We start from the raw sequence: 21,867 nt of genomic DNA, 5'->3' as shown, positions 1-21,867 counted from the left end.
TGCTAATTGCTACCTGCTACGTGCTACTGAGCGGCCTCGACAGCCTTCTTCAGCGCAGCCACTCGGTCGGTGCGCTCCCACGGCAGGTCCAGGTCGGTCCGGCCAAAGTGGCCGTAAGCGCTGGTCTGGGCGTAAATCGGGCGCTTGAGGTCAAGCTCCTGAAGAATCGCAGCGGGGCGCAGATCGAATACCTGGCGGACGGCATCCTGAATGACCTCCACTGGAACGGTCTCGGTGCCGAAGGTCTCCACGTACAGGCCAACAGGCGTTGCGCGGCCGATAGCATAGGCCACCTGAACCTCCGCACGGTCAGCCAGCCCGGCAGCCACAATGTTCTTAGCCACCCAACGCATGGCATAAGCACCGGAGCGGTCGACCTTGCTTGGATCCTTTCCGGAAAACGCACCGCCGCCGTGGCGAGCCATGCCGCCGTAGGTGTCGACGATGATCTTGCGGCCGGTCAGGCCTGCATCACCCATGGGGCCGCCCAGAACGAAGGACCCAGAGGGATTCACCAGCAGCGTGTAGTCTGTGTCGGCCAGGTTGCCGCTCAATCCTGCCTCGTCCAGCACATACTGAACAACGTGGGTGCGGATCTGCTCATGCAGCCGCTCCTGTTCGATGCCGTCGTCGTGCTGAGTGGAAACCACGACCGTATCCAGGCGAACCGGGGTGCCTTCTGCGTCATAAGCGAAGGTCACCTGGGTCTTGCCATCGGGACGCAGATGCGGGACGATGCCCTTCTTGCGCACCTCGGTCAGGCGCCGCGATAGGCGGTGCGCCAGCGCGATCGGCAGTGGCATAAACTCCGGGGTTTCGTTGGTGGCATAGCCGAACATGAGGCCCTGGTCACCGGCGCCCAGGCGGTCGATTTCGTCCAGCTCTGCGCCGTCATCGTCGTTCTGGGAGCGGTGCTCCAAGGCGGTATCCACACCTTGCGCAATCTCCTGGGACTGTTCGCCGATTGCGATGCTTACGCCGCAGGTAGAGCCGTCAAAGCCCATATCGGAGCTGTTGAAGCCAATCTCCAGCAGAGTTTTGCGTACGAGTGCGGGAATCTCTACATAGGTGGTAGTGCGGATTTCGCCGACAACGTGAACCAGTCCAGTGGTCACGACGGTTTCGACGGCCACGCGTGCCTCTGGGTCCTTGGCAAGCAATGCGTCGAGGATCTTGTCGGAGATCGCGTCGCAGATCTTGTCAGGGTGCCCTTCGGTGACGGACTCGCTGCTAAATAGGCGCAAAGACACGTGGAATTTTTCCTTTTTTAGGTATCAGTTATTAAGGACTCTTAAGTCGATGGACACATACTAGACCAAGCTGTCTGTATTTGTCACGTAGTGGTTGGTTTAGTCTCGCATACAGCCTTCCAGATCGCGGCAGCGACCCTGGTCTTCGGACCAGGCGGCACCTCGATGACCTCTCCATTGGGGCGGAGGATCCAGCCCGCGCTATCCGGCTGGCCAAAAACCTTGCCCTCGCCCACGGCATTGCACATCAAAAGATCGCAGCCCTTCTTCTGTAGCTTTTTGCGAGCGAAGTCCAGCGGGCTACTGTTCTGGTCGCCGGTTTCTGCCGCGAAACCCACGATCTTTGTTGTGGACGCCACGGCTCCGCGCGCCCGTGCCTCAACCACACCAGCGAGGATGTCCGGGTTCTCGGTGAGCTGAATCGTCGACAGATCAGCGTCAGAACCTTTCTTCATCTTCGATCCGGCTATCTCTGCTGGGCGGTAGTCAGCTACAGCTGCAGCCATGATGACGACGTCTGCGGTGGTGGCATGTTCCATTACCGCTTCTTGCATCTCACGAGCGGTCTTCACCCTAACAACCTCGGCTCCACTGGGCGTGGGCAAGTTCTCCGTCACCCCAGCCACGAGGGTAACTTTGGCTCCCCGCTGAGCCGCAACCTCTGCCAGCGCGTAGCCCTGTCGCCCAGACGAGGCATTACCCAGATAACGCACGGGATCCAACGGCTCATGCGTACCACCGGCGCTAATGAGTACCCGCTTGCCTTCGAGATCACGGGTAAATGCCTCTCGGTCCGCCTGCACAGTAAGAGCCAACTGGCCAATCTGTTCCGGTTCCGGCAGCCGACCGGCGCCAGTGTCTTTGCCGGTAAGTCGCCCGTGGGCGGGATCCAGGACGGTAATCCCGTGCCGACGCAGCGTCGCCACATTATCTACAGTCGCCGGGTTCTCCCACATCTCCGTGTGCATTGCAGGAGCCAGCACCACGGGGCACGTCGCTACCAAACAACTTGCAGTCAGCAGATCATCAGCACGGCCATGAGCAATCCGAGCCATCAAATCCGCCGTCGCCGGAGCCACGACAATAAGATCGGCTTCTTGCCCGAGACGAACGTGCTGTACCTCATCCACCGCATCGAATACTTCAGTCGCCACCGGATGGCCCGACAGCGCTTCAAATGTGGAAGCGCCGACGAAGTTCAATGCCGATCGGGTCGGAATCACCCGCACATCATGGCCGCGTTCAGTGAAATAGCGCACCAAGTGAGCGGCCTTATACGCAGCAATGCCGCCCCCTACGCCGATAACGACGCGGAGCGGCTTGGTGTTGGTTAAAGCTGATGCAACGTTCACAACGAATCAGCCTAGCTGGTTTAACCCTCGGTGTGTTCTAACAGATCCCGGTTAATCTCGCGCAGAGCGATGGACAGGGGCTTCTCGTGGACATCCGGGGTAACCAGAGGTCCGACGAACTCAAAGACGCCCTCGTCGACCGTCTGGAAGTAGTCGTTGATCTGACGTGCGCGCTTAGCTGCGAAGATGACCAAGGCGTACTTGGAAGACACCTTCGTGAGAAGCTCGTCGATGGGTGGGTTGGTGATGCCTACAGGAGGATCGAACACGCTATCGTTCGCATTCACGTCCTGGTTTTCCACGGTATGCACCTTCTTTGGTGGGTTGTAAACTGTATATTCTTTTAGTTCTTTATTGAGCACAGTGCTCGCAGCGTGCCGCCGCGGCTTCTATCGGAGAAAGCCGCTGATTGTCGCGACTGCTTGTTCCACGTCATCGTTGACCACCACATGGTCGAACTCCGACTGCGAGGCCATTTCGACTTTCGCAGTCTCCAAGCGACGTTCAATGACGTCCTGGGTTTCCGTACCGCGACCGGTCAGACGCTCTACGAGCACTTCCCAGGACGGCGGCGCAAGGAAAACCGTTTGTACCTGGGGCAGCATCTTCTTGACGTTACGAGCGCCTTCGAGGTCAACCTCGACGAGAACGGGGCGGGCTTGAGCCAACGCGTTCTCAATCGGCTCACGCGGCGTGCCGGATAGCTGCAGACCACCGTGGATCTCCGCCCACTCGAGCATCTTACCCGCCGCGATATTGTCCTCGAACTGCTCGCGGGTGACGTAGATGTAGTCCTCGCCATCGACTTCGCCCGGACGTGGGGCGCGGGTGGTCATGGACACACTGAAGAACAGATCCGGAACGTCCGAGCGCAGACGACGAACGACTGTGGACTTCCCCACTGCCGAAGGTCCTGCGAGGACGACGATCCGGCCGCTATTCAGGTCCTGGCTCAAGATTATTCCTCGAAACCGAAGTGCTCCAGCAGGGCGCGACGCTGACGGTCGCCCAGGCCACGGATACGGCGGGTTTCGGCGATCTCCAGCTGCTCCATGATTTCCTTGGCCTTCACCTTGCCAACCTTCGGCAGGGAGACCAGCAGAGCGGAAACCTTCATCTTGCCCAGGGTCTCATCGGTTTCGGCGTCCTTCAGGACCTGCTTCAGGTCGGTGCCGCCACGCTTCAGCTTCTCGCGCAGTTCTGCGCGTGCCTTGCGTGCCTCGGCTGCCTTCTTCAGCGCCGCTGCGCGCTGCTCATCGGTCAACTGGGGAAGTGCCACGGGTGCCTCCGTTTAATATTCTCGTCTTTTGAATGGAAAGTTTTTCTGGTTGATAACCAGCATGCTGTAGAGACCGAACGGTATTCCAAGCAACGCTGGATATTAAGTTGTCTCGGATAATTTTGCCAAGCTGACACACCGAGAATATGTTCTCGACTACTGTACACGGTTCAGGAAAGACACCTAAAAGTGCAACTGCGGTACCGCGACACTAGGTTTCAAACAATGCATGTCAGTGTAGCACCCGGAATCCTAGAAAGCAGCAAAAGCCCCTGCTAAAAGCCGGTTAAAGTCTCAAAGTGTGAGCTGTGTCGCCTGCTCTTTCACCGCTGCGCGGAGGTCGGCCACGTCGGGTCCGGCACGGAGCACACCGCGAGAGACATTTGGTGAGACTAATGACGCCGTCTCGTCTCCCCCGGCAATACGCTTCACATCGTCCATAGTTCCGCCCTGTGCACCTACCCCAGGCATCAGAACCATGCCGCCGACACGGTCCAAGCGGGGTGGATCAGCCAGGGTTGCGCCTACCACCACGCCCACGTTGCCAGCACCGGAATGCTGGGCATTTTCCTCGGCCACTCGATCCACAATGTGTTGCGCCAGGTTCACCTGCGTTCCATCAAACAGGGAACGCTGAACGCCACGGGCCTCCGGGTTAGAGGTTGCAGCCAGCACGATCACTCCCCTGCCATGTCGCTCGCCCAGGTCGAGAACAGGCCGCAGGGATTCAAACCCCAACCAGGGGGAAACGGTCACGGCGTCACTACACAAGGGCGACTCCGGGTCCAGCCATGCTCGGGCATAACCTGCCATAGTGGATCCAATGTCGCCACGCTTGGCGTCGGCAATCACCAAAACACCTGCGCGTCGTAATTGTGCAATGGACTCTTCCAGGACAGCTAGACCCGCAGAACCGAACTGTTCATAGAAGGCAACTTGAGGCTTTACGACACACGCAACATCCGCAAAAGCCTCGACGCACGTCTTACTGAAGGCCTCAAGCCCTTCGACAGTCGCTTTGAGTCCCCAAGCTTCCAAGATGCCGACGTGGGGATCCATGCCCACGCAAAGCTGCCCATAGGTCTTAGAGCGCTCAAGGAACCGCTGCCCAAAGGTCAGGCTTGGGCCTTCGCTCACGCTCACGAGTGATCGACCTCCTGAATGGCGCGGACGGTTGGCGCAGCACCCTGGAGTGCTTCAATGCCCTGTACTGCGGCCACGGCGCCTTGGACGGTGGTGACGCACGGTACGCCCATGTTCACCGCGGCGGAGCGGATATCGTAACCGTCATGACGCGCCCCGGCGGAACCTGCAGGCGTGTTCAGGATGAGGTCGACATCGCCATCCTTGATCCAGTCGCCCACGGTGCGCATCGGCTTGCCGTCCGTGTCTACAAGCGGTGTGTTGTCCGCTGCCGCGCGGCGCTCGTCCGAAATCTTGGCCACAACTTCGCACTCCACACCGTTGCGACGGAGCATAGCTGCAGTGCCCTGGGTGGCCAGGATCTTGAATCCAAGGGAGTACAGGCGTTGAATCGGCAAGATCAAGGTGCGCTTGTCGCGATTGGCTACCGAAACGAAGACAGTACCCTCGGTCGGCAGATCACCCGTGGCCTCTTGAGTCTTTGCGAATGCAGAGCCAAAATCATCGTCCAAGCCCATGACCTCGCCGGTGGATTTCATCTCCGGGCTCAGCAGAGAATCCAGTACGTGGCCCTCCGGGCTACGGAAGCGGTTGAACGGCATGACGGCTTCCTTCACGGCAATCGGGTGTCCCTGCGGCAGCGAACCGCCGTCGCGATCACGCGGCAGAATGCCTTCTTCAATCAGATCCGAAATGCTAGTGCCGAGCATGATGCGTGCGGCAGCCTTAGACAGCTGCACACCCGTAGCCTTCGACACGAAAGGTACGGTGCGGGAAGCGCGGGGGTTTGCCTCGATGACGTAGAGCACGTCGTCCTTCAAAGCGAATTGGACATTCATCAGTCCCTTCACACCAATGCCATAGGCCAGCGCAGTGGTGGCCTTGCGGACCTTCTCAATGTCCTCTGCACCCAGCGTCATCGGCGGAATTGCGCAGGCGGAGTCGCCGGAGTGAATTCCGGCCTCTTCGATGTGCTCCATCACGCCGGCCAGGTAGACATTCTCACCGTCACACAGTGCGTCCACGTCAATCTCGATAGCGGAATCCAGGAAGCGGTCAACCAGTACCGGGTGATCGCTAGTGATTTCCGTAGCACGCTGGATGTAGTCGGACAGGCTGTCATCGTCGTAGACGATTTCCATGCCGCGTCCACCCAGTACGTAGGACGGGCGAACCAGTACTGGGAAGCCAATGCGGGCAGCCACGGCGTGAGCCTCTTCAACACTGGTGGCGGTGCCGAACTCCGGTGCGGGTAGAGCTGCCTTCTCTAGTACCTTGCCGAACTCGCCACGGTCCTCTGCCAGGTTGATGGCCTCCGGGGAGGTGCCGACGACCGGCACGCCGGCGTCAGCCAGACGCTGTGCAAGGCCCAGCGGGGTCTGGCCACCGAGCTGCACGATCACGCCAGCGATCTCACCGGACTCAGCCTCTGCATGGTAAATCTCCATGACGTCTTCAAAGGTCAACGGTTCGAAGTACAGGCGGTCAGCGGTGTCGTAGTCGGTGGACACGGTCTCCGGGTTGCAGTTGACCATAACGGTCTCATAGCCCACGCGGGAAAGTTCCAAAGCCGCGTGCACACAGGAATAGTCGAACTCGATGCCCTGGCCAATCCGGTTTGGACCAGAGCCGAGAATCAGCACCTTCTTCTTATCCCGCTGCGGAGCCACCTCAGACTCGGCTGCGGGATCCAGCTCATAGGAGCTGTAGTGGTATGGCGTCTTAGCCTCAAACTCAGCAGCACAGGTGTCAACGGTCTTAAACACCGGACGAATGCCCTGTGCCCAACGCAGGGCGCGCACGCCATCCTCGCCAGCAAGCTCCGGACGCAGCGCGGCAATCTGTGCATCCGACAGACCCAAGTACTTAGCTTCGCGGAGAAGTTCCACATCCAAGACTGGGGCGTCCACAAGACGGGCGCGGAACTCGACCAACCCGGCGAGCTCGTCCAGGAACCAGGGGTCAATGCCAGAAGCGGCATAGACCTCATCGACAGTAGCGCCCAGACGTAGCGCCAATTCCGCGTCGTACATGCGACCCTCGGTGGGGCGCTTTAGATCTTCCAGCACGGCTTCCTTGTCGGTGGCACGTTCACCGGCAAACGCCTCGTCTGGGACGGTCCAGAATCCAGCTTGCTTGGTTTCCAAGGAGCGCATCACCTTATTCAGACCAGTGACGTAGTTGCGCCCCACTGCCATGGCCTCGCCTACGGACTTCATCGTGGTGGTCAGCGTATCGTCGGCGCCGGGGAACTTCTCGAAAGCAAAGCGCGGAGCCTTGACGATCACATAGTCCAGGGTCGGCTCGAAAGCGGCTGGGGTGACCTCGGTGATGTCGTTGCGCACCTCATCCAGGGTGTAGCCGATGGCCAGCTTCGCAGCCAGCTTGGCGATCGGGAAACCAGTGGCCTTAGAGGCCAGGGCTGAGGAACGGGAAACGCGCGGGTTCATCTCGATGGTGATGATGCGTCCGTCCTTCGGGTTCACCGCGAACTGAATGTTACAACCACCGGTGTCCACGCCGACCTCGCGGAGAATGGCGATACCCTGATCGCGCATGGTCTGGAACTCGCGGTCAGTCAAGGTCATGCTGGGGGCAACAGTCATGGAGTCACCGGTGTGCACACCCAACGCGTCCACGTTCTCGATGGAGCAGACGACCACGACGTTGTCCTTGCCGTCGCGCATAAGCTCCAGCTCGTATTCCTTCCAACCGAGGATGGACTCCTCGATCAGCACGTTCGCCTCTGGGGAGGCCGCCAGGCCACCGCCGGCGATGCGCTCCAGATCCTTTTCGTTAAAGGCCAGGCCGGAGCCCAAACCACCCATGGTGAACGACGGACGCACAACGACGGGCAGACCCAGCTCTGCGACGGTCTCGTGTACTTCCTCCATGTTGTGGCAAACACGGGAGCGTGCGGAATCGCCGCCGATCTTCTCAACGATGTCCTTGAACTTCTGGCGGTCCTCACCGCGTTCAATAGCGTCGATATCCGCGCCAATCAGCTCCACCCCGTACTTGTCGAGGATGCCCAAGCGATCCAGCTGGATGGCGGCATTCAATGCGGTCTGGCCACCGAGAGTCGCCAGGACGGCGTCGACCTTGTGCCCTGCATCCTGCTCTACCTGGAAGATCTTCTCGATGTACTTCGGGGAGATCGGCTCGATATAGGTGTGGTCGGCGAACTCCGGGTCGGTCATGATTGTCGCCGGGTTCGAGTTAATCAGCGTAACGCGCAAGCCCTCTTCTTTGAGCACGCGGCAGGCCTGGGTTCCGGAGTAGTCGAACTCACAAGCCTGGCCGATGACGATCGGGCCGGAGCCGATGACGAGTACGTGATTGATATCTTCGCGACGTGGCATTGGTGTCTTCCCTACTATCCCTGTTGCTTAAGGTTGCTGCAGTTTCTTCAGTTGCGTTTTAGTTGCTGTACTTTTCGAGGTTCTCGAAGAACTTGTCGAACAGCGGGTTTGCATCGTGCGGTCCAGCCGCGGATTCCGGGTGGTATTGGACGGAGAATGCGCTGCCATCTACCAGCGCTACTCCCTCAACCACGTCATCGTTCAGGCAGGTGTGCGTCACCTGCGCCTCGCCGAACGGGGTGTCGAAAGTCTCCAAAGCCTTGCCCTTCAGAGCGAAGCCGTGGTTCTGTGCGGTGATGTCGATCTTGCCAGTTCGGTGGTCGATCACCGGCACGTTCGTACCCCGGTGGCCGAACTTCAGCTTGTAGGTATCCATGCCGAGTGCGCGACCAAGCAGCTGGTTACCAAAACAGATGCCGAAGAACGGAATCTTGGCTTCCAGTACCTTCTTTAGCTCCTCCACGGTTGCATCGGCGGTCGCCGGATCGCCTGGGCCGTTGGAGATGAACACGCCCGAGGCGTTGTACTCCTCCATCAGCTTCTTTACCTCGTCGAAGGTAGTCGTCGAGGGAACGACCACGCTGCGCACGCCGCGCTTGGAGAACTCGCGCGGGGTGTTGGTCTTAATACCCATGTCGTAGGCGATGATGGTGTGCTTGATTCCCCCTTCAGCCTCCACCACGTACAGCTCGTCGGTGCTTACATCGCCGGACAGGTCTGCACCCGACATTGCCGGTTGAGCCTGAACCTGGCTGATCATATCGTCGTCGGAGCTAAGGGCGTCACCGCTAAAGATGCCCGCGGCTACCGAACCCTTGTCGCGCAAGTGGCGAACGATCGCGCGCGTGTCTACGCCCTGGATACCGATGATCTCCTGTGCTTCCATCTCCTCCGGCAGGCTCCTGGTGGCACGCCAGTTGCTTACGGTGCGGGAAAGATCGCGGATTACCAGCCCAGCGACCCAGATATTGCCGCCACGAGACTCGGAATCCTCGTCGTTCCAGCCGGTGTTTCCAATGTGCGGAGCGGTCGCCACCACAATCTGACGGTGGTAAGACGGGTCGGTCATTGTCTCTTGATAACCGGTCATGGCGGTGGTGAAAACTGCCTCGCCCAGGGTGCGCCCCGTCGCGCCGAATGCGCGGCCGCGGAAGATCTTTCCATCGGCGAGAACCAGTGCTGCTGGCGTGTAGCTCATTGTGCTTATTTCCTTAACTCTTAGCTGTTGTGTTTGGTTCTTTTTTTAATTGACGCCCACTCGTGGATGCTTAGTGCACCGCTGAGCCATTCTTGCAGGTCACCTTGCCCCGCAACAGCGTGGTGCTCACCTTCACGGGCATGTCCATGCCCTCGTAGGGAGTGTTATTGGCCTTGGAAGCCATGTCGTGGCCGTGCGCGACCCAGGACTTATTGACATCCACAGCGCACAAGTTTGCCGGTTCCCCGACCGCGATCGGGCGACCGTGTCCGGGGAGCTTGGTGATCTCGGCAGGTCGCTCGGACATCACCTTGGCTACGAAGCGCCAGTCCTGGTCGCCATCGATAACGAAGATCTTGGCGATGAGTGCCAGAGAGGTCTCGATTCCCAGCATGCCGGGGCGGGCCTTATCGAACTCGCAGCACTTGTCTTCCGAACCGTGTGGCGCGTGATCGGTGGCCACGCAGTCGACGGTGCCGTCGATGAGTGCTGCACGGAGCGCCTCCACATCGCGTTGTTCGCGCAGCGGCGGGTTGACTCGGTTCACGCCGTCGTAGGTTTCCAGTCGCTCATCGGTGAGCAGCAGGTGGTGTGGGGTTACCTCTGCGGTAAGCGGAATGTCCTGGTCTTTCGCCCAGCGCAGCAGATCCACGGTACCTTCCGTGGAGGCGTGGCAGATGTGCAGCCTTCCGCCGTAGTCGCGAGCCATGATGGCATCCCGGGCGACAATGGATTCTTCGGCGACACGCGGCCATCCGCCCAGGCCGAGACGCGCGGCGGTCTCTCCTTCGTGGGCGACAGCGCCGATGGTCAGGCGGGGCTCCTCGCAGTGCTGAGCCAGCAGCACATCCATTCCCTTGGAGTACTCGATGGCGCGACGCATTAGGCGTGGATCGTCGACGCACTTTCCGTCGTCGGAGAACATCCGCACCTTTGCATCAGAATCGGCCATCATGCCAAACTCCGTAAGCTCCTTGCCCTCTAGTCCCTTCGAGATAGAGCCGACGGGGTGAACGTCGCAGAGATTCGTGTTTTGCCCCTTGTACCACACCATTTCTGCGATCGCGGGGTTGTCCGTCACGGGAGCAGTGTTGGCCATAGTGAATACAGCCGTAAAGCCACCCTGAGCCGCTGCTGCGGAGCCGGTGGCAATGGTCTCAGTATCTTCCCGTCCCGGTTCGCGTAGGTGCACATGCATGTCCACCAGCCCCGGCAACAACACTTGTCCGTCGAGATCCAGTACCTCCGCACCCGCTGGAGCAGAGTCAGCTAGGTCGCTGCCGATCTCGGAGATTACGCCATCTTGGATAAGCACATCCTGCTTGTCGCCCTCGCCGTAGATCAATACGCCGCGCAACAGGACTGCCTTGTCAGCGCCGGTCGGGTGGCTGGCCAGCTCGCCGGTGGCAGGATACTCGGAGGTCATAGTGAATGCTCCTTTGTCGAAAGTCTTCTTATCTGTCTTTGCTGTGTTTGCCATGCTGAACCTCTGTACCCTTCTTCGCTATCCCTCGTCCCCGACCAAAAGGGTAAATAGGACGGCCATACGCACATGCACGCCGGCGGTCACCTGATTAAGCACCACGGTGTTCGGCAGATCAGCCACATCGTAGTTAATTTCCATACCCCGCAACATCGGCCCCGGGTGCATGATGATGGCGTCATCCTTCATACGTTCCGCACGTGCCTGCGAGAGTCCGTAGCGGGTGGCGTACTCGCGGTGCGAGGGGAAGAAGCCACCATTCATGCGCTCAGCTTGGACTCGCAGCATCATAACCACGTCGGCGTCGGCGATCTCACTGTCGAAGTCGTAGCTGACACGCACGCTGTCCGGGTATGCACCCCAGTGCTCAATACCCAGTGGAATTAGTGTCGGTGGAGCTACGAACACCACCTCCGCGCCGAGGGTCGTCAGCAGTTGGGCATTCGAGCGAGCCACGCGGGAGTGCAGGATATCGCCGACAATAATGACCTTCTTGCCGCTAATGTCCCCAATGCGGTTGCGCATTGTGGTGGCGTCCAAAAGGGCTTGGGTCGGGTGCTGGTTGGAACCGTCACCTGCGTTGATGATGGCCGTATCATCCAGCCACCCCGCGACCTGCCGGGCAGCACCGGAGGACGGGTGGCGCATAATGATCGCATCGGCGCCGACGGCTTTCAGCGTGAGTGCGGTATCGCGGAGGGATTCGCCCTTCTTCACTGAGGAGCTGCTGGCGGAGATGTTGATAACATCCGCGCTCATCCACTTTCCGGCGGTTTCAAACGAGGAACGGGTGCGGGTGGAGTTTTCGTAGAACATCGTGAAGATGGTGCGCCCCCGCAGGGTGGGCAGCTTCTTCATTTCGCGACCATCGAGTGCCTCGGCAAAGCGATCGGCCTCATCCATTAGACCCAGAATCTCGGACTTGTTCAGGTCAGCGATGCTAATCAGGTGCTTCATGGGCTACTTACTCTCTTCCTGTGCGCTCGACCGGCGGAACAGAATCACGTTGTCGACGTCGTCCAGCTCGGCGAGGTTTACCGTCACATCCTCATCCGCAGCTGTGGGAATGTTCTTGCCTACGTAGTCCGCTCGGATAGGCAGCTTTCGGTGGCCACGGTCGATGAGGACAGCCACCTGTACGGATTCTGGTCGGCCAATGTCCGTCAGGGCGTCGAGAGCAGCGCGAATAGACCGGCCACTGTACAAAACATCGTCGACCAGCACTACGGTGGTGCCATCAATACCTTGCGGCGGAACCTTCGTGGGCTTCAGCGCCCGATGAGTTGTGGTACGAAGGTCATCTCGGTACAGGGTGATGTCCAAAGAACCCTGGAAGACTTCTACCCCCGTGAAATGCTCTATTTTCTCGGCTAAGCGTGCCGCGAGCGGCACTCCCCCCGATGGAATGCCTAGAAGAACCACGCGTTGAGCCTCTTCCCCGTCAAGCGCGGTCTTTTCAATAATCTGGTGCGCGATGCGCGCGACAGTACGGGAAACTTGATCTGCGTCGAGTAAGGTGACGCCGGCTTCCCCAGCCGTCGGGTTCATCGTGACCTCCTTTCCCGCCTCTCTGTGCGGTCTGTTAAAGGATGTCTACATTGTCCGACTCGCAGTCTATCACGCGTTCGCGGAATCACCGGCTTCCTTGTCGGAAGCCTCCCCCTCTTCGTTTACGACGTCACCAAGCAGTGAATCCAGGTTGTCGTCCGCCTCGCTTTTGACACGCTGCGCTGCAGCTGCATCGGCGATCTGCAGGTCAGCCTGTACCTGCATGTCCTTGTTGATGCCATCCAGTACTGCGTGAATGTAGCTCGGAGCCTTGTCGTGGGAGTATTCGCTCGCTAGCTCTACCCCCTCAACTACTGCCACCTGAGAGGGGACATCATCGTTGAACTTCAGCTCCCACGCCGCGACGCGCAACACGGCGCGGTCGACGGCTGGCAGGCGATCCAAGCGCCACTCGCTGGAAAGGTGCAAAGCGATGGCTTCGTCCAGCGCATCCAGGTTCGTTGCCACTCCGGGCACAATCTGTTGGGTGTACTCCGGCACAGGCTTGACCTGGTTAGCCGCATCCTTGGCCAGGGAAATGCGCTCTTCGACGATCTCCACCGGGTCGATGTCGCGGAACTCCGCCTCAAACAGAATGTCCACTGCGCGGCGGCGCGCCTTGTAGCGGGAGCCATGGCGCTTAAACGAGGTGCCTTTGCCCGCGTTCGTCTCAGCTGTACGTTCTTCAGTCATGGGTGAAAAGCAGTCGCTGCCTTAGTTGTTGACGCGAGATAGGTACTCGCCCGTGCGGGTATCCACCTTCAGTACGTTACCGGTCTCAATGAACAGCGGTACCTGAATCTCCGCCCCGGTCTCCAGGGTGGCGGGCTTGGTGCCACCGGTGGATCGATCACCCTGCAGACCCGGATCGGTCTGCTCAACCTTCAGCTCAACGGATACCGGCAGCTCGGCGAACAGTGGCTCGCCCTCGTGGAAGGAAACCTGCACGGTGGTGTTCTCCAGCAGGAACTTGGCACCATCACCCATCAGGTGCGGAGCCAGCTCAATCTGATCGTAGGTCTTCTCGTCCATCAGAACGAAGTTGGTGCCATCGTTGTACAGGTAGGTCATGTCGCGGCGATCCACGGTAGCGGTCTCGACCTTCACGCCGGCATTGAAGGTCTTATCGACGATCTTGCCCGAGACAACGTCCTTCAGCTTCGTGCGAACGAAAGCAGGGCCCTTGCCCGGCTTGACGTGCTGGAACTCCAGGATCTGCTGAAGCTTGTTGTCCATCTTCAACACAAGGCCGTTCTTGAAGTCTGCGGTAGTTGCCACGAATGGTCTCCTTCTAGCGAGTAAAAAATTTTTGGCTATTGCAGTCTAGCAGCTCGCCAAACCCTAAACGACGATGAGTTCCGTCGGCGAGGCATTAAAGCTACGCGCACCATCGGCGGTAATCACATACGTGTTCTCGATGCGCAAGCCCGTTTTTTCCGGGATATAAATGCCCGGCTCTACTGTTACGGTCATGCCTTCTACAAGCTTTTCTGCGGGATCGACGCCCGCTGCCGCCCGCGGAGCCTCGTGCACATCGAGCCCCACGCCGTGCCCGGTCGAATGCACAAAGAACTTGCCGTAACCACCCTCGGAAATAACTTCTCGACAGGCCGCGTCGACATTACGCAGCTCCACGCCTGGGGCCAGGATCGCTTCCCCGGCCTTCTGCGCACGGTACACCACGTCGTAGAGCTCGCGGGTTAGTTCATCTGGCTCTCCCACACAAACTGTGCGGGTTTGGTCGGAGGCATAGCCATTGAGGTATACGCCGAAGTCCACCGTCACTAGCCCGGGAACAATCTTCTCTCGAGATACACCCGCGTGCGGCTTAGTGGCATTCACGCCACTGGCCAAGATTGTGTCGAAGCTCAAACCATCAGCCCCGGCAGTACGAAGCTGGAACTCCAACTCTGCGGCAGCCTGAATTTCGGTGATGCCCTCGCGGATACCACCATCTTCAATAAAGGATCGCCATACGCTATCGGCCAGTTCACCAGCCTCGGCAAGAGCTTCGATCTCCAGCTCATCTTTTACAAGGCGCAGCTTTTCCACCACATCCGCCAGTACCGGCGGGTTGCCCAAGCCCTGAGCCTGGCCATAAGCCAGGCTGGATTCAACGGCGAACCTCTCCCCCGCAGTCATCTTGGCGAACTCAGCCGCACGGTCAAAAAGCTTGCTACCAATCTCAATGGCCACGTCATCAGGCTCGCCGGTTTCAATTCGGATCTGCGTGTCGTAGCGTCCGTCCGTCAGGAGCAGATGTTCGCCGTCCTCACGGATAACCAGCAATGCGTTAGAACCGGAAAAACCGGTGAGATAGCGAACATTCTTCAGGTCGCTGATAAGAAGCGCCGCATGCTCGGACTCCTGGATCAGTGCTGTGGCCTTATTGCGGCGGGTGCGGTAGGCGTCAAAAAGTTTCTTAGACATCAACACTCCTTAAAGTTATGGCGTTACGCAGAGATTTAGCTGGGCGCTATTGGGCAAAGTAGCGCAGGGCAGCGACGTAGCCGTAAATTCCCAGACCCGCGATGACGCCGCTGGCCAGTGGGCTGAGATAGCTGTGGTGGCGGAACTCCTCACGCGCGTGAACATTGGAGATGTGTACCTCCACGAAACCCGCGCCGTCCGCGATCTCAGCAAGCGCATCGCGCAGAGCAACAGAGGTGTGGGTAAACCCTCCAGGGTTGATGATTACCGCAGCCCCATCGTCGGCGGCCTGGTGAATGCGATCCAGCAATTCTCCCTCATGATTCGATTGGAAGAAGTCAATCTCGATCCCCAGGGATTGTGCCTCGCGGGCTAGCAGATCCTCCACATCGGCCAGCGTGGTGGTGCCGTAGACCTCGGGCTGGCGCTTGCCCAGGCGATTAAGATTCGGCCCGTTAACAACGCACACCTTCGGCGCATGAGGTTGTGCTGGATTCATCGCTGCCTCCTAAGGCTTGGGTATACGTTTTGGGTTTTATGTTCTGGTTCACGCTTCCACGCTAGCGGCATACGCCTCGCGCAACAGCTCCTCACTCGGGCCTTCCAGGCGGGTGGGAGTGCCGATCCTTTCGAGAACGACGAAACGGATCTTGCCGCCCTTATTCTTCTTGTCTCGCCCCATCGCCGCGAGTAGCTCGTCGAGCTCAGCGCCGTTGTAGCTGGTCGCCAGCCCCACAGAGTTGAGGATATCGCGGTGACGCCGAACGTCCTCGGCACTCAACAATCCAGCGGCCTTCGCCAACTCCGCTTCGAAAATCATGCCCACGGCGACCGCCTGGCCGTGGCGCCAGCGATAATCCTCATGGTGCTCCACCGCGTGGCCGTAGGTGTGACCGTAGTTAAGAATCTCGCGCAGGCTGGACTCCTTGAGATCTACCGCCACCACGTTGGCCTTCACTTGGATAGCGCGGGCAATCAACTCCGGCAGGCTACCGTGCGGATCCAGTGCAGCCTGTGCGTCTGCTTCGTAGATGTCGAGGATTTCGGTGTCGGCGATGAAGCCCGCCTTGATGATCTCTGCTGATCCGGCGATCATCTCCTCGCGTGGGAGAGTATCGAGCACCTCCAGATCGATGATGACCGCACTTGGTTCGTGGAAGGCACCAACAAGGTTCTTCCCGGCTGGGGTGTTGATACCGGTCTTGCCGCCCACGGCCGCATCCACCATGGCCAGCAATGTGGTGGGATAGTGAACCACCTTGATGCCTCGCATCCACGTGGCGGCAATGAACCCAGCGAGGTCAGTCGCCGCGCCCCCTCCCAGGCCGATGATGGTGTCGGCACGGGTGAGGCCGACGCGCGCGCATTGATCCCAACAGGCAGCAGCGGATTCAGCTGTCTTGGCGGACTCTGCGTCTTCGATCTGATAGGTATGCGCGCTAAAGCCAGCAGAGGAAAGACGCGCAGCCAGTTCTTTCGCGCGAGCGCCCAGGGCCGGTTGGTGAATGATGAGGTAGTTGGCGGTATTCCCAGCTACGTTGAGGATCTCCTCGGAAGCGAACTCGATCCCTCGGTCAATCACCACATCGTAGGGCGACTGAGATGCCACCCGAATGCGCTTCTGTGTAGAGGTTTGGCGCGGTGCGTCAGACATTTGATGGGGATTCCTCGTCAATCAGTTGTCAATCAGTTGTTGGGGCGTGGGTTGGGATACGTGCTATCGGAAAACCGGGTCGTGGGGCTCGGAACTGCGCTCGGTGAGTCGCTCCAGGCGAATCTCTTCAATGAACCGAAGGATGTCTGTGACCACGCGGCGGGGCTCTTTTCCATCACAGCGAACCATGAAGTTGGACACTTCCTCGTAGTATGCCGAACGTTGGGCGAAAAGCTCCTCGTATTTGCTGCGGGGGTCAGCCACATTCAGAAGCGGTCGCGTCTTGGAACCGGAGGTGCGGCGAACGCCTTCAGCAATAGAAACATTGAGGTAGACCACCGTGTGATCTGCCAACAGGTCGCGGGTGCTTTCTGTGACTACGGCGCCCCCACCGAGGGAAACGATCCCATCGGTGGTCAGAGCCTCTGCGACTACGGTCGCCTCCTGCTCGCGGAAGCCCGGCTCGCCCAGTTCGGCCATGATCTGGTTGCAGGTCTTCCCTAGCTTGGCTTCGAGCAAATGGTCGGTGTCGACAAGCTGTAGGTTCAAAGCATTTGCCAAACGCTTACCGATGGTGGTTTTGCCGGAACCGGGAAGCCCAACCAGCACCGCGCGGGGACTCATCGGATGTCTCCGTCCGCCACTTCCCCATCGGCAGCGTTGTTCGCCTCGGCAGCCCAGTCAAGTCGGCTGTCCACGTACTCAAGGTAGGACTGCACGTTGCGCTTCGTTTCTGCCACGGAGTCGCCACCGAACTTCTTCAGCACAGCACGCGCCAGCACGAGGGCTACCATCGTCTCGGCGACGACGCCGGCGGCCGGAACCGCACACACATCAGAACGCTGGTGAATGCCCGTTGCGGCCTCACCCGTTGCCATATCCACAGTCTTCAGGGCACGCGGAACAGTGCTAATAGGCTTCATGGCGGCGCGGACGCGCAGATCTTCCCCGTTTGTCATACCGCCTTCCAGACCACCAGCCCGGTTACTCAGGCGGCGTACTCCGCCTTCCGCACCGGCCTCCATCTCGTCATGTGCTTCGGAGCCGCGGCGACGAGCTTCCTCAAAACCATCACCGATCTCCACACCTTTGATTGCTTGGATCCCCATGAGGGAAGCTGCCAGCTGTGCGTCGAGACGCTCATCACCAGAGACATGTGAGCCCAAGCCGATCGGCAGACCCTTCACCACAACTTCGACGATGCCTCCGAGTGTGTCGCCGGACTTCTTTGCCGCTTTGATCTCTTCAACCATGGACTCCTCAGCCGCAGAATCGAAGGCGCGTACGGGGGAAGCATCAATAGCCTCAAGGTCAGAAAAATCCGGGCTGGGTCCCGCGTAGGGCTCGGAGCGGCCAATACTAATGACGTGCGACAGCACCTCCACTCCCAAGACCTCTCGCAGGAGCGCCCGGGCGAAAGTGCCAGCTGCGACGCGAGCAGCCGTCTCGCGGGCAGAGGAACGCTCCAAAATCGGGCGTGCTTCATCGTGGTCGTACTTCACCATGCCCGAGAAATCCGCGTGACCAGGGCGCGGGCGAGTCAGCCTTGCACCACGTCCGCTGGACATCTCCTTAGCGACCTCCGGGTCGGATTCATCCACCGGGTCGGCCGACATGATCGTGGTCCACTTGGGCCACTCGGTATTACCGATCATTACCGCAACCGGGCTTCCAAGAGTCTTGCCGTGGCGCACTCCACCGACAAAAGTGACCTCATCCGCCTCAAACTTCATACGCGCACCCCGGCCGTAGCCCAGGCGGCGACGTGCCAACTGATAGGAAACATCTTCCCGGGTGACCGAGAGTCCGGACGGGAGGTTCTCAATCAAAGAAATCAGAGCCTGGCCGTGCGATTCACCTGCAGTAGTCCAACGAAGCATAAGAAGCATAATACAGGTCACGTGCAGGTCTAGCCCCAATGACGTGACGTTTTATTAACGCAGCATTAACGACGCCACCACCACTACTCCCGTTGCCATCAACATCGCAGGGCCATGTGGACTCGCCCGAGCTGAGTTTGCTGTGCATCCCCTACAACCCCACTGCGTCAAACCAGAAAATGAATGGCTGCAGAATGCAAAATAAATGCAGTGCATGAGACCGCTAAGTCCCACGGCAATAATCACGCCCGGCGGGAAGATCACAGCCGCAAGAGTTCCCGTCGTCAAAGCAAGCTTTGCATCGCCAGCTCCCGCAAACAACCGATGATGTATGAGCGGTAATCCGAATGCCAATGCCGACCAGGCCAGCCCTCCGAGAAACGCCCAAGCGTTAGCCCACGGAATCGTCCACGACAACGCTACTGCCACGGGAATGCCCGGGAGGGTGAGCCAGTTGGGCAAGCGGGAGGTGCGGGCGTCAAAAATTAGGAGAGCAACCGCCCAGGGCAAAAAGAGAAGAAGAAACGAGGAGTTCGGCACGTCTCGCAGGCTAGCGAGCGGCGCGGACAGCGCCAGCCCAGAGCACCGCCGAAAGTGAGTGCCTTGTGGACAAAAGAGATTTATCCACAACGGCTATGAACTACAGTTGCCCTTTGGCCTGCAGGACGGTATCGAGCATGAGCCCCTCTGGGGCAGACTTGCCGGTGAACAAACGGAATTGCTCCTCTGCCTGGCCTGCAAGCATCCGCAGACCATCCGCATGCGGCACTGCCTTAGCCTGGGCAGCTGACAGCAATGGCGTGGGATAGGGGTCATAAATGACGTCCACGATACCCGCGGCAGCACACAACCCTGCGGAAAGTTCCGCGGCGGCATGAGCCGGGATAGTCGACACGACAACCGCTGCGTCTGCGCAGGTCTGGGCGATATCCGCTTCTTCAAAACGGGACCAAGAAAACTCCATACCCAGCGTTTCTACGACGCTTTGCAGGTTCAGAGCCCGCTCGGAGCGAGCCAGGACAGTCACATGCTCGACCCCAGCGGCGGCCAAAGCGGCGACTGCCGGACGCGCCGTCCCCCCATTTCCAACAATGACGGCGCGTGCTCCCCGCAGGCCAGCAGTATCGCCACCACCGATGTACTCCAAGCAACGAGCAACCCCGTCAACATCGGTGTTATCGGCAAGCCATTGGCCGTCGCCTTGCGGAACCAGGGTATTGGCCGATCCGATCTCTTGAGCGCGGGTGGTAGCCAAATCCGAGAGCTCCAGAGCAGCTTGCTTGCCCGGCATGGTCACGGAGAAACCACGAACCAGACCATCGGACTCTTCCATTAGCCGACGAATATCGCGAGACTCTCCTGCCTCGACCCGCACATAGTCCATGTCCAGGCCAAGGGCGCGATAACCAGCAGTGTGCAGCTGCGGGGATAGCGAATGTTCAATCGGACTGCCCAGCACTGCACAGCGCAGACTGGTCATCCCTAGAAACTCATCGACCGAGATCACGTGGCCTGCGGCGGACATAGCAATTCACCCTATTCGTGCTTCTTCGAGAAAACGTTTTCTTAAGAGTTAAAAGCTGGTGCTACCTGTTAGAGTCCAAAACACCGTTGCGGCGGGATTCCTCGATAGCACGCTCGTGCGCAGCGAAGTCGCGGTTGAAAACGGTGCGACCGTTGCGATCCACCGTAACGAAGTACAGCCAATCGCCATCAGCCGGGTTCTCAATGGCGTGCAGTGCCTGCAGGCCCGGGGAGGAAATCGGGGTCTCCGGCAGGCCCTCCTTGGCGTAGGTATTCCACGGAGTCGGACGATTACGGTCGGCGTCAGTCGTTGCGACCTCGACTTCGCTGAGGTCATAGTTCACCGTGGAGTCGAACTCCAGCTTCTGCTTCTCCGCCAAACGGTTCAGGATCACGCGGGCTACCTTATCGAAATCGCCCTCCGGTGCCTCGCGCTCCACCAGGGAGGCCGCAACCAGCATGTCGTAGGGGTTCAGGCCTACCTTCTGGGACGAAGAGACAAGCCCAGTGTCCTGGTACTCCTCCTTGGAGGTATTGAGCAAGGACTTCAGGATCTCCTCGGGGCTGCTCGTGGGATCAAAAAGGTGAACGCCTGGGGAAATCAAGCCCTCGATACGTTTCGGGTCGTCACCGCGCGCTTTGACCTTTTCCATCGCCCAATCCGCGATTTCCAGCTGCTCCGGCGGGGTCTGCGCCGCAGCCTTTTGCAAATCTTCGACGGACACGCAGGTGTGCTCATCCTGGCAGGTTTGCTGCGAAATCAGGCTGAAGATGCCCTTGCGGCTTTCGCCCCCAACCACCTTCACATCGTTGAGGGTCAAACCATTGGGAATGTCGACCACGCCGCGACGGCGATCGTCACTGGACAGCCAATCGAGCGCCTTGTCTGCGGACATTTGCTCTTGCAACGGGTAGTACCCCGCCTGTAGCTCTGGTTCCTTGCGTTCGGCAGCCGACATCAGGGCACGGCGGGATCCGACCACGCCTTTGTCCACCAGCTGCTCCGCCAGGCTATCGACTGAGTCGCCGGGGCTGACCCTAACCATGACCACATTGCCATTACCTTCGCCGGCGAAGTCACGCACGGCAACGACGTCGCGCTGGTACCAAACGTATACGCACGTACCGACCAACAGAACAACCAGGGCGAGAGCCAATGCGGCGGCAAGCTGGCGGCGCCGTCGAAACTTTGGCTGCATGTTGCGGGTCGATCCCATAGGTCGTGGGCCCTTTCGTCCAGAGTTCTACAACAATGATTTACAATTCAGCGGTCATTTTCTCACGAATTGATAAATTTTAGGAAAGCACGCGCCGCCGCGTGTCTAACCACCCCTGCAGGATATGCACCGCCGCTGCCTGATCGATCTTTTTTCTGCCCTTTTTACTATTGACGCCAGAGGCGTGAAAAGCCTGGGTAGCAGCCATTGTGGACATTCGCTCATCCACCATGCGCAACGGAATATCCGGCAATTCCTCTTTAACTAGCCGGGCAAACTCCTCCGCATTAATTGTGCTCTGGGTATGGTTTCCACGCAGTGCCACTGGAAGGCCGACGACTATTTCCACGACGAAGTTCTCCCGGCAGATCTCTACGACACGCTGCACATCACCATCGTCTGCGGTGGCCTGCACGGTCTCTACGGGGGTGGCCAGGATGCAGTCTGGATCTGAAATCGCCACCCCGATGCGCACGGTGCCGACGTCGAGGCCTAGCCTCCTACCACGGCCGGGATCGGTAGCTGGGTCTGGCGTTTCAGTATGCAT

22 protein-coding genes are annotated in these 21,867 nt (G+C 59.3%); all 22 read right to left on the bottom strand.

From position 1 onward, the window contains the following. Positions 1-23: 23 nt before the first annotated feature. The 22 genes from metK to ruvX all read right to left on the bottom strand — a co-directional run bounded on the left by metK (position 24) and on the right by ruvX (position 21,867). Positions 24-1,250, bottom strand: a complete 1,227-nt coding sequence (gene metK / locus AC05K6_RS02245) for a methionine adenosyltransferase (protein ID WP_476727641.1) — start codon at positions 1,248-1,250, stop codon at positions 24-26. Positions 1,251-1,333: 83 nt separating this feature from the next. Next, positions 1,334-2,602, bottom strand: coding sequence for a bifunctional phosphopantothenoylcysteine decarboxylase/phosphopantothenate--cysteine ligase CoaBC (gene coaBC / locus AC05K6_RS02240; RefSeq protein ID WP_476727640.1), 1,269 nt, complete (start codon positions 2,600-2,602; stop codon positions 1,334-1,336). Between the two features lie 20 nt (positions 2,603-2,622). After that, the gene (gene rpoZ, locus AC05K6_RS02235; RefSeq protein WP_034988049.1) at positions 2,623-2,904 is read right to left on the bottom strand and encodes a DNA-directed RNA polymerase subunit omega; all 282 of its coding nucleotides are present in this window, start codon (positions 2,902-2,904) and stop codon (positions 2,623-2,625) included. An 87-nt stretch (positions 2,905-2,991) separates the two neighbouring features. Next, positions 2,992-3,558 (bottom strand): guanylate kinase, encoded by a 567-nt coding sequence (gmk, locus tag AC05K6_RS02230; protein WP_476727639.1) that lies wholly within the window; start codon positions 3,556-3,558, stop codon positions 2,992-2,994. A 2-nt stretch (positions 3,559-3,560) separates the two neighbouring features. Then, a complete protein-coding gene (mihF, locus tag AC05K6_RS02225) occupies positions 3,561-3,881 on the bottom strand; it encodes an integration host factor, actinobacterial type (protein ID WP_005294871.1) in 321 nt (106 codons plus the stop codon). Between the two features lie 294 nt (positions 3,882-4,175). Further along, the gene (gene pyrF / locus AC05K6_RS02220; RefSeq protein ID WP_476727724.1) at positions 4,176-5,000 is read right to left on the bottom strand and encodes an orotidine-5'-phosphate decarboxylase; all 825 of its coding nucleotides are present in this window, start codon (positions 4,998-5,000) and stop codon (positions 4,176-4,178) included. A 20-nt stretch (positions 5,001-5,020) separates the two neighbouring features. After that, positions 5,021-8,386 carry a carbamoyl-phosphate synthase large subunit gene (carB, locus tag AC05K6_RS02215; RefSeq protein ID WP_476727638.1) on the bottom strand — a complete coding sequence of 1,122 codons (3,366 nt, stop codon included), beginning with the start codon at positions 8,384-8,386 and terminating at the stop codon, positions 5,021-5,023. A gap of 58 nt (positions 8,387-8,444) precedes the next feature. Next, positions 8,445-9,584: a glutamine-hydrolyzing carbamoyl-phosphate synthase small subunit gene (carA, locus tag AC05K6_RS02210; protein ID WP_476727637.1), complete on the bottom strand. Its 1,140-nt coding sequence runs from the start codon at positions 9,582-9,584 to the stop codon at positions 8,445-8,447. A 70-nt stretch (positions 9,585-9,654) separates the two neighbouring features. Beyond that, positions 9,655-11,010, bottom strand: a complete 1,356-nt coding sequence (locus tag AC05K6_RS02205) for a dihydroorotase (protein ID WP_476727723.1) — start codon at positions 11,008-11,010, stop codon at positions 9,655-9,657. 78 nt (positions 11,011-11,088) lie between these two features. Further along, positions 11,089-12,024 (bottom strand): aspartate carbamoyltransferase catalytic subunit, encoded by a 936-nt coding sequence (locus tag AC05K6_RS02200; RefSeq protein WP_476727636.1) that lies wholly within the window; start codon positions 12,022-12,024, stop codon positions 11,089-11,091. A 3-nt stretch (positions 12,025-12,027) separates the two neighbouring features. Then, complete coding sequence (gene pyrR / locus AC05K6_RS02195) at positions 12,028-12,615, bottom strand: bifunctional pyr operon transcriptional regulator/uracil phosphoribosyltransferase PyrR (RefSeq protein ID WP_476727635.1); 588 nt, start codon at positions 12,613-12,615, stop codon at positions 12,028-12,030. Positions 12,616-12,684: 69 nt separating this feature from the next. Beyond that, positions 12,685-13,308, bottom strand: a complete 624-nt coding sequence (gene nusB, locus AC05K6_RS02190) for a transcription antitermination factor NusB (protein ID WP_476727634.1) — start codon at positions 13,306-13,308, stop codon at positions 12,685-12,687. Between the two features lie 21 nt (positions 13,309-13,329). Then, positions 13,330-13,893 carry an elongation factor P gene (gene efp / locus AC05K6_RS02185; protein WP_293791514.1) on the bottom strand — a complete coding sequence of 188 codons (564 nt, stop codon included), beginning with the start codon at positions 13,891-13,893 and terminating at the stop codon, positions 13,330-13,332. A gap of 63 nt (positions 13,894-13,956) precedes the next feature. Next, a complete protein-coding gene (locus tag AC05K6_RS02180; RefSeq protein WP_476727633.1) occupies positions 13,957-15,045 on the bottom strand; it encodes a M24 family metallopeptidase in 1,089 nt (362 codons plus the stop codon). Positions 15,046-15,091: 46 nt separating this feature from the next. Beyond that, positions 15,092-15,544 carry a type II 3-dehydroquinate dehydratase gene (gene aroQ, locus AC05K6_RS02175; RefSeq protein WP_473963270.1) on the bottom strand — a complete coding sequence of 151 codons (453 nt, stop codon included), beginning with the start codon at positions 15,542-15,544 and terminating at the stop codon, positions 15,092-15,094. Between the two features lie 48 nt (positions 15,545-15,592). Further along, a complete protein-coding gene (gene aroB / locus AC05K6_RS02170; RefSeq protein WP_476727632.1) occupies positions 15,593-16,699 on the bottom strand; it encodes a 3-dehydroquinate synthase in 1,107 nt (368 codons plus the stop codon). 63 nt (positions 16,700-16,762) lie between these two features. After that, on the bottom strand, positions 16,763-17,323 hold the full coding sequence (locus AC05K6_RS02165) for a shikimate kinase (protein ID WP_448307632.1): 561 nt from the start codon (positions 17,321-17,323) through the stop codon (positions 16,763-16,765). Continuing rightward, positions 17,320-18,579 carry a chorismate synthase gene (gene aroC, locus AC05K6_RS02160; protein ID WP_293791523.1) on the bottom strand — a complete coding sequence of 420 codons (1,260 nt, stop codon included), beginning with the start codon at positions 18,577-18,579 and terminating at the stop codon, positions 17,320-17,322. Before aroC ends, AC05K6_RS02165 begins: the two co-directional genes overlap by 4 nt. 54 nt (positions 18,580-18,633) lie before the next feature. After that, the gene (locus AC05K6_RS02155) at positions 18,634-19,119 is read right to left on the bottom strand and encodes a prepilin peptidase (RefSeq protein ID WP_476727631.1); all 486 of its coding nucleotides are present in this window, start codon (positions 19,117-19,119) and stop codon (positions 18,634-18,636) included. A 100-nt stretch (positions 19,120-19,219) separates the two neighbouring features. Then, positions 19,220-20,104 (bottom strand): shikimate dehydrogenase, encoded by an 885-nt coding sequence (locus AC05K6_RS02150; protein ID WP_448307629.1) that lies wholly within the window; start codon positions 20,102-20,104, stop codon positions 19,220-19,222. A gap of 61 nt (positions 20,105-20,165) precedes the next feature. Next, positions 20,166-21,320 (bottom strand): endolytic transglycosylase MltG, encoded by a 1,155-nt coding sequence (gene mltG, locus AC05K6_RS02145; RefSeq protein WP_476727630.1) that lies wholly within the window; start codon positions 21,318-21,320, stop codon positions 20,166-20,168. A gap of 79 nt (positions 21,321-21,399) precedes the next feature. Beyond that, entirely contained in the window at positions 21,400-21,867 is a 468-nt protein-coding gene (ruvX, locus tag AC05K6_RS02140; protein WP_293791532.1) for a Holliday junction resolvase RuvX, read from the bottom strand.

Source organism: Corynebacterium sp. TUM25020 (assembly GCF_056388495.1).
The sequence above is the reverse complement of the archived record's forward strand: the minus strand, read 5'-3'. Positions and strand labels throughout refer to the sequence as shown.

What these genes read in the sequence shown, in the direction of transcription:
- mltG (WP_476727630.1), bottom strand. Translation starts at nt 21,320, where the DNA reads ATGGGATCGACCCGCAACATGCAGCCAAAGTTTCGACGGCGCCGCCAG.
- ruvX (WP_293791532.1), bottom strand. Translation starts at nt 21,867, where the DNA reads ATGCATACTGAAACGCCAGACCCAGCTACCGATCCCGGCCGTGGTAGG.
- AC05K6_RS02180 (WP_476727633.1), bottom strand. Translation starts at nt 15,045, where the DNA reads ATGTCTAAGAAACTTTTTGACGCCTACCGCACCCGCCGCAATAAGGCC.
- AC05K6_RS02150 (WP_448307629.1), bottom strand. Translation starts at nt 20,104, where the DNA reads ATGTCCGCCGCAGGCCACGTGATCTCGGTCGATGAGTTTCTAGGGATG.
- aroC (WP_293791523.1), bottom strand. Translation starts at nt 18,579, where the DNA reads ATGCTTCGTTGGACTACTGCAGGTGAATCGCACGGCCAGGCTCTGATT.
- aroB (WP_476727632.1), bottom strand. Translation starts at nt 16,699, where the DNA reads ATGTCTGACGCACCGCGCCAAACCTCTACACAGAAGCGCATTCGGGTG.
- aroQ (WP_473963270.1), bottom strand. Translation starts at nt 15,544, where the DNA reads ATGAATCCAGCACAACCTCATGCGCCGAAGGTGTGCGTTGTTAACGGG.
- AC05K6_RS02205 (WP_476727723.1), bottom strand. Translation starts at nt 11,010, where the DNA reads ATGACCTCCGAGTATCCTGCCACCGGCGAGCTGGCCAGCCACCCGACC.
- nusB (WP_476727634.1), bottom strand. Translation starts at nt 13,308, where the DNA reads ATGACTGAAGAACGTACAGCTGAGACGAACGCGGGCAAAGGCACCTCG.
- AC05K6_RS02200 (WP_476727636.1), bottom strand. Translation starts at nt 12,024, where the DNA reads ATGAAGCACCTGATTAGCATCGCTGACCTGAACAAGTCCGAGATTCTG.
- pyrR (WP_476727635.1), bottom strand. Translation starts at nt 12,615, where the DNA reads ATGAACCCGACGGCTGGGGAAGCCGGCGTCACCTTACTCGACGCAGAT.
- carA (WP_476727637.1), bottom strand. Translation starts at nt 9,584, where the DNA reads ATGAGCTACACGCCAGCAGCACTGGTTCTCGCCGATGGAAAGATCTTC.
- AC05K6_RS02165 (WP_448307632.1), bottom strand. Translation starts at nt 17,323, where the DNA reads ATGAGTCCCCGCGCGGTGCTGGTTGGGCTTCCCGGTTCCGGCAAAACC.
- carB (WP_476727638.1), bottom strand. Translation starts at nt 8,386, where the DNA reads ATGCCACGTCGCGAAGATATCAATCACGTACTCGTCATCGGCTCCGGC.